Source organism: Flavihumibacter profundi, assembly GCF_020076305.1.
In the GTDB taxonomy this organism is placed as follows: Bacteria; Bacteroidota; Bacteroidia; order Chitinophagales; family Chitinophagaceae; genus Flavihumibacter; species Flavihumibacter profundi.
This window is the reverse complement of sequence record NZ_JAIQXE010000001.1, coordinates 1,058,265-1,072,488: the sequence shown is the minus strand read 5'-3', so window position 1 is coordinate 1,072,488 and position 14,224 is coordinate 1,058,265. Positions and strand designations below refer to the sequence as shown.

General features: G+C 42.8%; 9 protein-coding genes. 3 read left to right on the top strand and 6 right to left on the bottom strand.

Annotated features, from left to right (window positions below):
- Positions 1–7 precede the first annotated feature (7 nt).
- Together LAQ65_RS04520 and LAQ65_RS04515 are read right to left on the bottom strand one after the other, a co-directional pair.
- Positions 8–2,524: a YfhO family protein gene (locus LAQ65_RS04520; RefSeq protein WP_224115748.1), complete on the bottom strand. Its 2,517-nt coding sequence runs from the start codon at positions 2,522–2,524 to the stop codon at positions 8–10.
- A 62-nt stretch (positions 2,525–2,586) separates the two neighbouring features.
- Positions 2,587–3,504: a glycosyltransferase family 2 protein gene (locus LAQ65_RS04515; protein WP_224115747.1), complete on the bottom strand. Its 918-nt coding sequence runs from the start codon at positions 3,502–3,504 to the stop codon at positions 2,587–2,589.
- 336 nt (positions 3,505–3,840) lie between these two features.
- On the opposite strand from LAQ65_RS04515, the gene LAQ65_RS04510 reads away from it, so the two are divergent.
- Together LAQ65_RS04510 and LAQ65_RS04505 are read left to right on the top strand one after the other, a co-directional pair.
- Positions 3,841–4,626, top strand: coding sequence for a queuosine precursor transporter (locus tag LAQ65_RS04510; protein ID WP_224115746.1), 786 nt, complete (start codon positions 3,841–3,843; stop codon positions 4,624–4,626).
- 68 nt (positions 4,627–4,694) lie between these two features.
- Entirely contained in the window at positions 4,695–6,725 is a 2,031-nt protein-coding gene (locus LAQ65_RS04505; RefSeq protein WP_224115745.1) for a hypothetical protein, read from the top strand.
- On the opposite strand, the gene LAQ65_RS04500 is transcribed toward LAQ65_RS04505, so the two are convergent.
- The gene (locus tag LAQ65_RS04500) at positions 6,722–7,222 is read right to left on the bottom strand and encodes a GNAT family N-acetyltransferase (protein ID WP_224115744.1); all 501 of its coding nucleotides are present in this window, start codon (positions 7,220–7,222) and stop codon (positions 6,722–6,724) included. The two genes, LAQ65_RS04505 and LAQ65_RS04500, sit on opposite strands and share 4 nt — an antisense overlap.
- 5 nt (positions 7,223–7,227) lie before the next feature.
- Positions 7,228–7,956, bottom strand: coding sequence for a PrsW family intramembrane metalloprotease (locus LAQ65_RS04495; RefSeq protein WP_224115743.1), 729 nt, complete (start codon positions 7,954–7,956; stop codon positions 7,228–7,230).
- A gap of 58 nt (positions 7,957–8,014) precedes the next feature.
- On the opposite strand from LAQ65_RS04495, the gene LAQ65_RS04490 reads away from it, so the two are divergent.
- The gene (locus LAQ65_RS04490; RefSeq protein ID WP_224115742.1) at positions 8,015–10,846 is read left to right on the top strand and encodes a hypothetical protein; all 2,832 of its coding nucleotides are present in this window, start codon (positions 8,015–8,017) and stop codon (positions 10,844–10,846) included.
- On the opposite strand, the gene LAQ65_RS04485 is transcribed toward LAQ65_RS04490, so the two are convergent.
- Both LAQ65_RS04485 and LAQ65_RS04480 read right to left on the bottom strand, forming a co-directional pair.
- Positions 10,818–11,459: a phosphatase PAP2 family protein gene (locus tag LAQ65_RS04485; protein ID WP_224115741.1), complete on the bottom strand. Its 642-nt coding sequence runs from the start codon at positions 11,457–11,459 to the stop codon at positions 10,818–10,820. The two genes, LAQ65_RS04490 and LAQ65_RS04485, sit on opposite strands and share 29 nt — an antisense overlap.
- A 72-nt stretch (positions 11,460–11,531) precedes the next feature.
- Positions 11,532–14,213 carry a valine--tRNA ligase gene (locus LAQ65_RS04480; protein WP_224115740.1) on the bottom strand — a complete coding sequence of 894 codons (2,682 nt, stop codon included), beginning with the start codon at positions 14,211–14,213 and terminating at the stop codon, positions 11,532–11,534.
- Positions 14,214–14,224 lie beyond the last annotated feature (11 nt).

The window sequence follows — 14,224 nt, the reverse complement described above, 5'->3', positions numbered from 1 at the left end:
TTACTTGTCAGGCTTTTTTCCTTTGCTGCCATACCTGCCACCCGGCAACCAATAACAGAAGGTAAACCAGTATTGCGCAAATTGTAGTAATCGTCCTGCTGGTTGCTACCGATGATGGTTCAAACCTGAATTCAATAGTATGGCTTCCTGCAGGAACGGGCATTCCCCTTAACACATAATTTACTTTTGCATAAGGTTTCAATTGCCCGTCTACGTAAGCATTCCATCCCTTATCATAATAGATCTCGCTAAATACAGCGAACTGGTTGCTGGCTGCTGCAGTTTTATAGGTGACTTTATCATTCAGGTTTTCTACCCATTGGATTGAAGCGGTTGAATCAAAAGCAGGAGACTGCCCAGCAACTTCTGCGTATTTCTGCTGGATAACTGCTATTTCCTTCAGGTTGGTACTGTCGAGTGCCTGCATTTCCTCGTCTGCATTCTTTACAAATTTTATCGATTTAACCAGCCAGGCAGGGCCGTATGCAGCTGCATTAAGTTGTGCAACAGGTTGGTTGTTGGCCGGATTAGAACCTATAAAATACCTTGTATTCAGCATATTGAATACCTGCATATTTCCTTTGGACAATTGCTTTTCAATAAGGTCATTGTACAAGCTAAGTTTAGCCGGACTATAACCGCCTACTGAATTGTGAAAATAGGAAGCACGTGAACCATTAAATGGGCCCTGGTTATCGATCTGGTCAAAAACCCGGAATGGCTTATTCGTGTCCTTTAATATTTCAAGGTCTGCAGCGGTCGGTTGGAACGATGTTTCAGCAATATCCTTATCAACATAATTGTCAGCATTAAGATAACGGGAGGCAACACCTAAAAGGTCGAATGAACAGGCAACCAGTAAACCAATCAATAGGATTTGCTGGTTGATTTTTTCTTTCAGGTAAGCGCCAACCAGTAAAGCAGCAATAGCGATCAGTATGAAGCTCCTGACAAGGTCGCCGGTGAACAAATCCTTACGATCATCCTGAAGGCTATGGACTGTTGACTGGCTGAAACTTGCAGCCTGCTGCTGCAATTGAGGTGTAGGATTGCCTTGTGCGCCGGATAACATCATTCCGGATAGCTGTTCTTTCAAGGCCGCGTCATTGGGTCCGGTAAAATCAGCAGTAAAATAAAAAGCGATAAGCAAGGCAAAAACACCACCGGTTATATATAAGCCTTTTTTAAACCTTTTCCAGGCTTCCTCTTTGGCTAAATTACTGGTTACTAATTCCTGCAAACCCAGTGCAGCCAGTAAAGGGAAACAAAGTTGGGGAATCACCAAAGACATGGAAGGCGCGCGGAATTTATTGTATAAAGGCAGGTAGTCAAAAATGAAATAGTTAAACGTTGAAAAGTTTTTACCCCAGGATAAGAACACAGCCAGGATAACAGCGGAAAGTATCCACCACTTGTGCCAGCTCCTGATAAAGACAAGTGCCATGATAAAAAGGAAACAAATAATTGCACCGAAGTAAACAGGGCCTGCATGCCCTGGCTGGTTACCCCAATAAGCATAACTATTGGCGAACTGGATCGCACTTTCCTCTGGTACACCAGCCTCCGTAAGTTTATTTGCGAAGGCTGATTTGCCCGGCTTAAATGATTTCGCGGCACTGCCACCTCCATAGATACCCGGCGTAAAAACTGAAAAGGTTTCTGCAATACCATAACTGCCGTAAAAGAATGCATAATCCTTATTCAGTCCGCCTTTTGATTTATTAGTACTATCCGCTGCCGTCAATTCTGATTTTCCACCACGCATAGTTTCGTGGGAGTATTCCTGCAATGGCATCCATGTAACCGCATAAGTGCCTAAGCCGACCAGGGCGGCCAGTAATGCAATACCAAATGCCGGTAATACCTTCGGTAATTCCTTTTCTTTCAAACTATTTATAAAGCAGGCAATACTTACCAGGCCCATAATGATACAGGTGTAATAAACCACCTGAACGTGTTGTGTACTGATCTGTAATCCGAAGAATAGCGCCAGCAAAGCAGCCCCGGGTAAGAATTTTCGCTGGTAAATTAAAATCAGTGAACCAATCACAGCAGGAGCGTAGGCAATAGCCATCATCTGAGTGTTGTGCCCAACGGCAATAATGATCGGATCAAAAGTGGCATATGCATAGGCAATAGCAGCCATTGCACTTATATATGGATTAACCCTGAAAACCAGGCACATAAAATAGAAGGCGATGCAGGCCAGGAAAAAAAAGCTGATAGGGACAGGCAAGCCAAGCGTGATAACATTTTGTAAGAAAATTGTTTGCACCGGTGGACCATCATAAGCGATAGTATAAGCCGGCATACCGCCAAACATGCTATTCGTCCACAAAGGGAAGTGCCCGTATTTTTCCTTGAATTCAAAAGATTGCTGGGCCATACCTTTCCAGCCGGTAATATCGTGCTGCTCCAATACTTTTCCCTGGATAGCTGGTTGGCAATAAATCAGTGCAATAAAAAAGAATGCTGCAATGGCAAGTATATGAGGTAATGCAGTTTTGAACCAGGATGATTTCATATTGGCTGTTTGCGGTTTTGGCCGGCAAAATAATACATATTTTGCTACCAGACCTGTTCAGGTCAGAACCATAACCTGGCTTTGACCTGCCGTAAATATTGCCGGGTGCCTGGTTGAACCTGTTTACGGGCTTGTTGGAACGGAATTCCCAATACCCTGATCCAGCCTTTAAATAATCCAGGCAGGGCAAACCTGCTTTTTACCAGGTAAAAGGCAGACCAGGCAATTGTTGTTGTAAAAAAATAAAGAAGGGGTAAATACCGCCAGGCAACGATGGATTTATTCACCCACATCATTTGCAGTTTCTCAGATTTCGCCGTCCTGCCATGTGGTGATTCCTTATGAAAAACCTCAACCGACGCGTCATACCCTATTGCATAGCCTGCTTCCAGGACCCGGTAACTTAGGTCATATTCTTCCATGCCATAAAAGAAATCATCCGGGTAATTGCCGGCTGCCAGCCAGCACTCCCGCAAAAAAGCATGTGCACAACCCACATAATAACCCGTCAGAAACCAGGGCAGGTCCTTATATGCATTGTATTGCTTATGGGGGAAGGCGTTCACCTGTACTTCACGGTTTGAATAATACCTGACCTTACAACTGATAGTCCCTAATCGTCTATCCATACCCGTATTCCGGGAAAAAGCCTTTGCAAAAGCGTTAAGCAAATCCTGGTTCTCAATAACCACATCATCATCCAGGAAAACAAAAATGTCGCCGGTGGCCAGGCTTGCTGCATAATTCCGGCCCATGGAAACTCCCAGGTTGGAAGTGGCATCAATGTACCTGAACCAGCTATCCGGATGCTGTTTAACAAAATCACGCACCTTGCCGTAATCCTTTGAGGAGGCGTTATTCAGCAGGATTACTTCTTTTAGCAGCCCGGCTTTATTATTCAGCTTTTCAATATCCTGCAACAGGCCTAGGGCATCTTCAGGCCTGTTATAGGTAATAATTATTATGCTGATGGTACTCATTGGATGGCAAAATAAACTGATTTTTACACCCGTTATGAATTTTTCATTGTTTAATAAGCTGGCTTTTATAGCTAACCTGGCATTTATTACTGCAATTGTTATGCGATTTTACCCAATTCTTCAGGGTACGTTAATGGAATCGCTTATACTGATAACCGGACTAATCATTTCACCAATCCTGAATTGCGTACTGAACCTTTATTATTTATATCTGTATTTTAGGGGAGAGCAGCAATACGGAATTTTTCTACAGGCATTTAATGCAGGCGTTTTTGGTTTACAGCTTGTAATTATTGTATTCTTTTCCGGATTGCTATCTTTAAGTAATACCAGATCATGATCCATAATATTATCAAAGACAAGCCAACCCGATTATTTATATTCCTTGGCGGATTTTTTATTGCAAATGCCATTATTGCAGAAATAATAGGAGTTAAGATTTTTTCACTGGAAGAAACCTTTGGTTTCACTAAGGCAAGTTTTACCCTGTTGGGTGAATCGGGCCTTTCCTACGACCTGACTGTTGGAGTGTTACCATGGCCTATTGTGTTTATTATGACCGATATCATCAATGAATATTATGGAGTGCGGGGGGTACGGTTCCTTTCTGTGCTGACCGCAGTCCTGATAGCCTTTGCTTTCGTGGTTTTTTATTTTTCCATCCACACTTCTGCTACGGGATGGTGGCGGGAATCACAAACTGCAAAAGGGGTTCCTGATATGCAGGCGGCTTATACACAAATACTCGGGCAGGGAATGAATATAATATTCGCATCACTCACTGCCTTTCTTGTTGGACAATTGACCGATGCAATTATCTTCAAAAAAATCAAACAAATTACCGGCGAGAAAAATATCTGGATGAGGGCTACTATTTCCACCCTTTTTTCACAGTTAGTTGATACTGTTGTTGTGTCCTATATCTACCTGTATTTTTCATTGGGTTTTTCTTTCCCGAAAGTTACTGCCATCGCCCTGGTTGGATATACCTACAAATTTACCGTGGCAATTTTATGCACACCAATCATATACCTGATTCATGGGTTTATCGAGAGGTATTTAGGGCATAAACAGGCTGCCGAAATGAAAAATGCTGCCATGAAAATGCAAATAACAAGTTAAAGCCAAAAGGCCAGTTAAACCTTTGAGGTTTGGATCCTTCTTACGAATAGTTTATTAAACGCCATCGTATGAGGAATTTTTATAGACATTTTTCCTGCCTGATTCTATTTCTTCTATTTTTTGCAGGAAGCTTTGCGCAGGACTGGCCGGCTACCATTACCCTGGAAAATGGACAGCAGGTAAAGCTTTACTCGCCCCAACCCAATTCATTCACCAATGATCGATTGGTTTTCCGGTCTGCTATTTCAATAACCAGGGCTGGTAGTTCAGAACCAGTGTTCGGGATGGTCTGGGCCAATGCGCAAACCAGGAGCCGGTCGGGGTCCGATAATCTTGATCTTTCCTCAATTTCGGTAACGGATATCCGCTTTCCTGCTGATATCAGCGAATCTTATAGCAAGGATATTAAGGCAGCTATTGAATCAGCCATTCCTGAACGGGAATTGCACGTTTCAAAAAAACAGGTTCAAAACGATTTGAAATTGGAACAGGAGAAACAGAACCTGGACCAGTCTTTTTCCAATAAGGCACCCAAAGTGATTTATCGCAACCATCCTGCCATCCTTGTACTTATTGACGGAGATCCTGTCTGGCAAAAAAATGAAGCATGGGGTGTTGAAGTACTGGCCAATTCACCAGGCACACTTATTAAAAATGATGACGGGCAATATTATTTATATGGCGCCAGCCATTGGTACAGGGCCAAACAGTTAACCGGACCTTACAATTATGTAGATAAAATCCCGGCCAACCTTAGCAGGATTGAAGAAAACCTGCCCAAATCGACTGGGAAAGATCAATCCCAATTTATTCAGGATGGGGATTATACCGCCAATATGCCGGTTTCAGAAATAATTGTGAGCATGGAACCGGCTGAATTAATCCAGTCAGATGGAGAAGCTGCATTCAACCCAATCACAAACACCAATTTGTTATATGTTGAAAATTCACCCAACGACATATTCATGGACATAGAATCACAACAATATTATATTTTATTAGCTGGCAGGTGGTACACATCGAGGGCATTAAGTGGCAACTGGACCCATATCAGTGCCGACAAATTGCCTCCGGATTTTTCAAGGATTCCACCCGGATCAGCAAAGGATAATGTGCTGTCCAGCGTTGCAGGTACTCCGGCCGCCAAAAATGCCATCCTGGATGCCCAGGTACCGCAAACGGCAAAGGTTAACCGCAATTCAGCAAAGGCTTCAGTAAATTATGACGGTACCCCAGAATTTGAAAATATTTCCGGCACCCAATTAGCTTATGCCCGAAATACAGCTTCTACCGTAATTCGATATAAAGGACAATATTTCCTTGTTGATAATGGGATATGGTTCCGGTCATTTTCTCCCTCAGGCCCCTGGATAGCAAGTTCATACCGGCCTGAAGGGGTAGACCTGATTCCACCGACTTACCCTGTTTATAATGTAAAATATGTCTATATATATGATGTGACTCCCCAGTTTATATATGTAGGGTATACCCCGGGATACCTGAATACTTTTATTTATGGACCCACTATTGTATTTGGTACCGGCTATTATTACCGGCCGTGGCACAGGCATTATTATTACCCCAGGCCATTTACCTGGGGCTTTAATATGCAATACACACCCTGGACCGGCTGGTCATTTGGTTTTAATTTCTATGGAGGGTGGTTCAATATGGGATGGTGGGGGCCATCATTGTACCGCCCACCATATTGTGCGCCATATTACCATAATTGTGGCTATTATGGTTACAGGAATAACCAGGTATGGGTAAATGAAAGACCCCGATACCCATCTCCGGGATATTATTCCCGGAATAATATTTACCAGCAAAGGAGGGATATAGTAACTCCGGACCGGGAAAGGTATTATTCGAGCCGGCCAGATTACAGAAGGCCAACAGAAATTGACAACAGGAATGACCGTGGCTATTCAAATACCCGCCCAGAAACACGAAATGAATGGCCAGGCCGCGAAGTACCTTCAAGGGGGTACGAACCTGGGGACCGTTCTGGTCGGGACCGGGGCAACGGGAGCAGGCCACCTTCTTCATTTCCTCCGCAACAAAGGGAATCAGGAAGACGGGAAAACCACCACCACTAAACATCCTTCCCCAGGACATAATCATCCATTATAAAACCATTGCCGATATCGATAACCTCTTCTTTTTCAATGGTAAAGCCCATGGCTTCATAAAAACGGATGGATTTATTGAATTTATTAACATTCAAAATAAGGTGCGCGCCATTGTGGATCCGCACTTCTTCTTCTACCATGTCCATTAATGCTTTGCCTACTCCCTTACCCTGAACTTCAGGAAGTACATACAGCTTCTGTAGTTTCCAGGTTGCTTCATCCACCTGGTTGAAGGATGCGAAACCTACTTCTTCGAGATCAATTTCGGCAATAATAAAATGATGCTGGAATTCGGAAATCTGTTGTTCGAGGGAACCCGGACTATAAAATAAACGCAGCATATAATCCATTTGTTCTGAAGATAAGATTTCATTATAGGTTACCGGCCAAACCTGGTGGGCAAGGTAACCTATGGTTGAAATATCATCCTGGTCTGCACTTCTTATGACTAACGTTTCACTCATAAAAATTAAACTTGGTTTTCAGTGGAATGGTAATTATTTTTTGATATGGCCTGGTGCATTTTAATGGCTTGCCAGGCTAACCTTACAGCAACAAGGTAGGAAAATACCGCACTGCCAAAGAGGACTCCTGATGAAATATGTTTTGTGATTTCCCCATCCGCCTGCGCAAAAAGGAATAAATCAAAAAGACCATGAAATAATATAGCGAGAAGGAGTCCCCGTAGTATTAAAAAATTAGAATTCCGGTTATGGGTAAACCTGGCCAAACCAATATAATATCCCATGAAAACGCCAAATGTTGCATGGGCCGGAACCGATAAAAACATTCTTGCAAAAGCCGTTCCTATTCCGTTTTGCATAACATAGCCAATATTCTCAAGGGTGGCAAATCCCATAGCCACCATCACCCCATAGATTATACCATCGAAGGGTTCATTAAAGAAAGGGCGGGGGTAGGCATACATCCTTACCATGGCAAACTTGCAAAACTCTTCTGATAATGCTACCACAAAAAAAGAAAAAAAGAAATAATAATTCCAACCTGAAACAGGCAATATTTGCTTAAGGAAATAATTACCGGTAAGTTGTAATATTATTGCCGGAATGGTAGCCAGCATACCCAGGAAAAATGATTTCACCAGGGCAAGCAGGGGTTCCCGGTCATATCTGTCTTTCAAATATATGAACCACATTATCGCAATCCCCGGGGCCAATGCGAAAGCCAACAGTTCCATGGTTAATAGTTTGTCGCGCTGAAATTAGTGAATTAATATTGACAGAGAATTTCACTCCATGCTAAATCGCCTCCTTTTGTTTCTCGGGTTATTGGGTTCTTATTGCGGGTTTTCACAGGAATTCGGGGGAAACCCTGCTTCCCAGAAATGGGAGATAATTAATATCCCCAGGGCTAAAATAATTTATCCGGCAGGTAATGATAGTGCCGCAATCAGGATCAGTAACCTCCTTAACCGTATCAATTACCTTACCGACAGCAGTATCGGAAGCAAGCGAAAAACAGTTGGTATTGTACTGCAATATGCTACTACTGTAGCCAATGGGTATGTTGCGCTGGCTCCTTTCAGGAGCGAGTTTATGATGACGCCACCGGTAAGCGCGTTTGATGTGGGTGGTCTTGCCTGGCCTGACCAACTTGCCCTTCATGAATATCGGCATGTTGAGCAGTACAGCAATTTTAACAGAGGAGGGGCAAAGCTTTTTAGAATATTGTTGGGGGAACAGGGACAGGCATTAGCCAACGCACTTACAGTGCCAGATTGGTTTTTTGAGGGAGATGCTGTTTACCAGGAATCAATATTAAGCGAACATGGCAGGGGAAGGTTACCATCCTTTTTTAACGGGTACAGGTCGTTATGGGATGCAGGCCTGAACTATTCCTTTTTAAAATTGCGCAACGGATCATTAAAGCATTATGTACCTAATCATTATGAGTTTGGTTATTTGCTGGTAGCCTATGGCCGTGAAAAATACGGACCTGCTTTCTGGAAGAATGTTACTGAAAATGCAGCAGCAATGAACGGTGTGTTTTATCCGTTTCAAAAATCCGTGAAACGAAATAGTTCGCTATCATTTACAAGCTTTGTTAACAAGGCCCTTGAAGAAAGCAGGGGCCGTTTAAATGGCCAACACCAGATAGTTAAAAACCGGCCACCTGCAGTTGTTAATGAGGAAAACCCGTCGCTTACCGATAATGGGGAACGCCTGTTTTTGAAGAGTACGTACAAGGCTGTGCCGGCATATTATCTTGAAAAGGGGCAATCACTTTCTAAAATAAGAACCAGGGACATATCCCTTGACAATTATTTTTCCTTTGCCAATGGCCAGGTGGTATATGCGTCTTACCGGCCTAATACCCGCTGGGGTTGGGTTGATTACAGTGAGTTGCAGTTGTTGAATATAAAAACGCGCAAACAGAAAAGGATAAGTTTTAAGTCCAGGTATTTCACACCCGCTCTTTCAATAAGTGCTGATAGTATAGTGGCAGTAAATATTCCTGAGAAAGGACACCAATGCCTTCACATCCTTAATACCGATGGAAAACTTTTGCAAACCATATCCAATGACAGCAATTACAGTTTTTCGCACCCCATTTTCTGGCAGGGTAAGGTAATAGTTGCTGCAAAAAACGCATCTGGTAATATGAATTTGTTACTGGTGAATCCGGCAAATGGCATTTACACTGCACTTTTACCATGGACAGGAAATGTTTTAGGTTACCCTTCCGGCCGGGGAGATACCATTTATTTCAGTATGGCCTATCAGGGCAAGGATTGTTCCGTTGCTCTTGATATGCCCAACAAGCAAGCTTTTTTATTAATTGACACAACAGAAGTTTTACATACAGGTATTTACCAGCCCAAAATATATGGAAATGGCCTGGCCAGTACTCGTTTTACTGCTGCTGGCTTTAAGTTTAATTTTACTTCCGGGAATAATCTTAAATGGCAGGCCATTAATATACCTGACACTAATACATTCCGAAAATTCCAGTCCCCTTCACTTGAATCCGTATTTAATGCTACGGCAAATCCTTCCAATGGCTCTGTTTATAACGGACATCGATACCGGAAAACTACGCGGTTATTTAACTTTCACAGTTGGCAGCCCTATTATGAAGATCCGGAATTCAGTTTTACTGTTTTAGGCCAAAACGTATTGAATACCTTCCAAAGTGAGTTGTATTTTTTGTATAATAACAACGAAGGGTTTAAGAAAATTGGTTTTAATGGCATTTTTGGCGGTTTTTTCCCTTATTTAAAAGGAGGGCTGAATTATACTTTCGAAAGAAGGGGAATTTATAACAACAAAACAATTTATTGGGACCAATTAGAAACTACCCTTGGTTTTGCAGTGCCCCTCAATTTAAGCAAAGGCAGGAGTCTCAGTTATTTGCAATTTGGGAGTGACCTCGGGTATAACCAGGAATATTTTAAAGAGCCGGAAAAATCGGCATTGGGTGACCGGTCATATTTTTCATTAAACAATGAGCTAAGGTTTACACACCAGGTACAACAGGCAAGACAGGAATTTAATCCGCGTTGGGCGCAAACCTTAAGGCTTCAATTCCGGAATACCCTCAGCAATTATAATTCCTGGCAATTGATGGCCACTTCAAATTTTTATTTTCCAGGATTTTTCCGGACGCATAGTTTTGTGGTGAACCTTGCTGCACAGCAAAGGGATACGACTAATGGCATTAGCTTCACCAATGATTTTCCGTTTGCAAGGGGATATGCAAATGAGAATTTTCAAAAAATGGTTAAGTGGGGCTTGAATTACCAATTGCCACTTATTTATCCTGATATCGGTGCATGGAATATCATTTACCTACTGCGTATCAGGAACAATTTCTTCTATGACCAGGCTACTGTAAAGGACCCCAAATATTGGCCAGACCAACAGCAGGCAGAATTTCGTTCGGTGGGATCTGAGCTTTTTTTTGATACCAAATGGTGGAACCAATTGCCAATAAGTTTTGGTATAAGATATTCAAGGCTCCTTGATGAGGATATTTTTGGTGGTACCGGCAATAACCGATGGCAGTTTATTCTTCCTGTGAACCTTTTTCCAGGTGGATTCAATTCAAAGAGACAGCTTGCTTTTTAAGCTGGTGTTTTCGCCTGATCCATTCATTTCCTTTATAGGTTAACCAGGCGCTACCGGCCCCAACAATCGCCCCAGCGACAACGTCACTTGGATAGTGAACGCCCAGGTACATCCTGGAATATCCAACTGTAGCAGCCCAGCCAAAAGCAGGCACTGCAACATACCATTTCGGGAAAGCCATATATAAGGACGTAGCCGTTGCAAAAGCCTGCGAAGTATGTCCGGATGGAAAAGATGGACTACCGCCATTTCCTGCTGTTGTGATTTCCCCCGGATATGTATTGAAAGGGCGGGGCCTGTTGATGGTGTATTTTAATCCCCATGTTATTACGCTGGATACTACAATACTCTCCCCAATGTAAAGGGCTCTTTGTGTTAAAGGCCGGTCTCCTTTAATTTCACCAGCTACCAATAAAGCCACCGGAATGCCAACACTGATCAGTCCGGCAGAATTTGAAACCCCCTGGTAGAATTTGGTTTTTCCACTGGTTCGGTCTTCCTGTAATTCAACCAGGGTCGATTTATCAAGGTTCGCAAATTGCGCATGGGAAGATACCTGCAGGGCAAGCAAACAAAATATAAAGGCAAAATGCTTCCTGAAGGAATTTTTCATGGGCTACAAGCTACCCAATAATTTAAAAATGTATCAGGAATTTGGGTTTATTAACTGATATTTTACTAAAACTTACAGGGCAGCAAGGCTTTCCTCGATCACTTTTATTTTACTCAGGGCGTCTTCTTTTTTCCTTTTTTCCATTTCCACAATTTCAGGTTTAGCCTGTTTGACAAATCTTTCATTGCCCAGTTTCTTTTCAACGCTTACTAAAAATCCGCGCAAATATTCCAGTTCTTTGGCCAATTCTTCTTTTTGGTTTTCCTGGATAATCGGCTGTTCAGTTTCCAGGTAAAACTGGTGTTTGCCAATTACAGTTCCAATGGTATTGGGGACTGAAGCTTTTACAAATTGGATATCTTTTGCATTCACCTGTTTGGCAAGCAGGTGCCGGATAGTCTTGTATATTTCTACTTCAGTAGTATTTATATGAAGGGTGATAGTTTCTTTAGGTTTTAGTTGTGCTTTATTTCTTGCATCCCTTATACCACTTATAACTTCTTTCAGCAATTTACCTTCTGACAAATATGTACTTGCAGATTTGCCATTCAGAATAAAATCCTGGTCCTCCAACTTACTAAACTGCCTGATGCACAAATCATCTCCATCTTTTCTCTCTGTTAAGTGGTGATAGATTTCTTCGGTAATAAATGGCATATATGGATGTAGAAGTTGGACAAGTTCTTCAAAAAATACAATAGCATTCTTTAAGTGATGGGCATTTACCGGTTCTTCAAACCCGGGTTTGATCCATTCGAGGTACCAACTGCAGAAGTCATCCCATACCAGTGAATACAAAATCTTTAATGCTTCACTTAGCCTGAATTGCTGCATCAGTTGGTTAACCTCAGCCTTTGCTTCATTTAATCGGCTCCGGAACCAGTTATCGGGCCAGGCTGAAGAAGATGATTGAAGGTCCTGTTCTGAAGGTATGAAAGAAGGCTTCTCTTTCCACATCCCGATCAGCTTAAGCGCATTCCACATCTTGTTATTGAAATTCCTGCCCTGTTCCAAAGCGGCTTCATCAAATAAAAGGTCATTTCCGGCGGGAGAGGAGATCATGATGCCAAACCTTACAGCGTCTGCGCCATATTTGTCAATCAGTTCCAGCAGGTCCGGGGAATTGCCAAGGCTCTTGCTCATTTTCCGGCCCTGCTTATCCCTTACCATTCCGGTGAAATACACGTCGCTAAACGGTTTTGTTCCCTCATATTCCAATCCGGCCATAATCATCCTGGCCACCCAGAAAAAAATGATATCCTGGCCGGTTACCAAAACAGAAGTTGGGTAATAATATTTTATTTCAGCATTACCTGGTTGCGTAATACCATTGAAAACTTCCATTGGCCAAAGCCAGGAAGAGAACCATGTATCCAAAACATCCTGGTCCTGGTTTAACTGTTCAGGTTGTAATGTAAAATTTTGATTGTTAGAAACAGCGCGGGCTTTCAATTCCGCAAACGCTTCCTCCCTGGTTGCGGCAACCACTAAACTTCCATCCGGAGTGTACCATGCCGGAATTTGCTGGCCCCACCATAATTGGCGGCTGATACACCAGTCTTTTACATTTTCCAGCCAATAACGGTACGTTGCAAGGAATTTATCACCCGGATGTATTTTAATATCCCCCTCTACAACTGCCTTTAGTGCGGGGCCGGCCATTTCCTTCATATTCAAAAACCACTGTGTTGAAATGCGGGGCTCTACCACAACACCTGAGCGCTGACTGTAGCCAAGCCTTGTTGCATATTCCTCTTCCTTCAAAAGGAATCCCTTTTCCTGCAAGTCGGCCAGGATTTGCTTCCGTGCCTTGAAGCGATCCATACCCACGAAAATTTGCGCGGCCTTGCTAAGGGTGCCATCTTCATTTAGTGTATCAACTACTTCCAGGTTATGCTTTAGTCCGAGGTTATAATCGTTAATATCATGAGCCGGCGTAACTTTTAAAGCGCCCGTTCCAAAAGCAGGGTCAACATATTCATCAAATATTATGGGTATGCGCCTGTTGATCAATGGCACAAAAGCATAACTGCCTTTCAGGTGCGAATAGCGGTTATCGTTAGGGTTTACACAAATGGCAGTATCACCCATAATGGTTTCAGGGCGTTGCGTTGCAATTACGATTTCGCCGCCATTTTCCAGGGCGTATTTTAAGTGGTAAAGTTTACCCTGGATATCCTTGTATTCAACTTCCTCATCACTCAGGGCGGTTTTAGCTGCAGGATCCCAGTTGATCATCCTGGCTCCGCGGTAAATGAGGCCTTTCTGGTATAAATCAATAAATACTTTAATAACAGCTTTATAATAATGGTCATCCATAGTAAAGGTGACCCTGTTCCAATCTACACTGCAGCCCAATCTTTCGATCTGGTTATATATAATGCCGCCGTATTTTTCTTTCCATTCAAAAGCAAAACGAAGGAATTCCTCCCGGCTAAGGTCCGCTTTCCGGATGCCCTTTTCCTTCTCCAGCATTTGCACAACTTTGGCTTCAGTGGCAATAGATGCATGGTCGCTGCCAGGTACCCAGCAGGCATTAAATCCGCTCATCCTTGCCTTTCTTACCAATATATCCTGCACCGTTTCATTAAGCGTATGTCCCATGTGCAACACCCCTGTAACATTCGGGGGTGGAATAACAACGGTAAATGCAGGTCGATGGTCGGGTTTACTGTTGAAATACTGTTTTGATTTCCAATGCTGGTTCCATTTTATTTCAATTTCGGCTGGTGTAAAATTCTTGGTCAGTTCCATACTGTTGTGAG

Coding starts and splice junctions, on each gene's coding strand:
- LAQ65_RS04480 (WP_224115740.1), bottom strand. CDS start 14,213: ATGGAACTGACCAAGAATTTTACACCAGCCGAAATTGAAATAAAATGG.
- LAQ65_RS04510 (WP_224115746.1), top strand. CDS start 3,841: ATGATCCATAATATTATCAAAGACAAGCCAACCCGATTATTTATATTC.
- LAQ65_RS04495 (WP_224115743.1), bottom strand. CDS start 7,956: ATGGAACTGTTGGCTTTCGCATTGGCCCCGGGGATTGCGATAATGTGG.
- LAQ65_RS04520 (WP_224115748.1), bottom strand. CDS start 2,524: ATGAAATCATCCTGGTTCAAAACTGCATTACCTCATATACTTGCCATT.
- LAQ65_RS04485 (WP_224115741.1), bottom strand. CDS start 11,459: ATGAAAAATTCCTTCAGGAAGCATTTTGCCTTTATATTTTGTTTGCTT.
- LAQ65_RS04515 (WP_224115747.1), bottom strand. CDS start 3,504: ATGAGTACCATCAGCATAATAATTATTACCTATAACAGGCCTGAAGAT.
- LAQ65_RS04500 (WP_224115744.1), bottom strand. CDS start 7,222: ATGAGTGAAACGTTAGTCATAAGAAGTGCAGACCAGGATGATATTTCA.
- LAQ65_RS04505 (WP_224115745.1), top strand. CDS start 4,695: ATGAGGAATTTTTATAGACATTTTTCCTGCCTGATTCTATTTCTTCTA.
- LAQ65_RS04490 (WP_224115742.1), top strand. CDS start 8,015: ATGCTAAATCGCCTCCTTTTGTTTCTCGGGTTATTGGGTTCTTATTGC.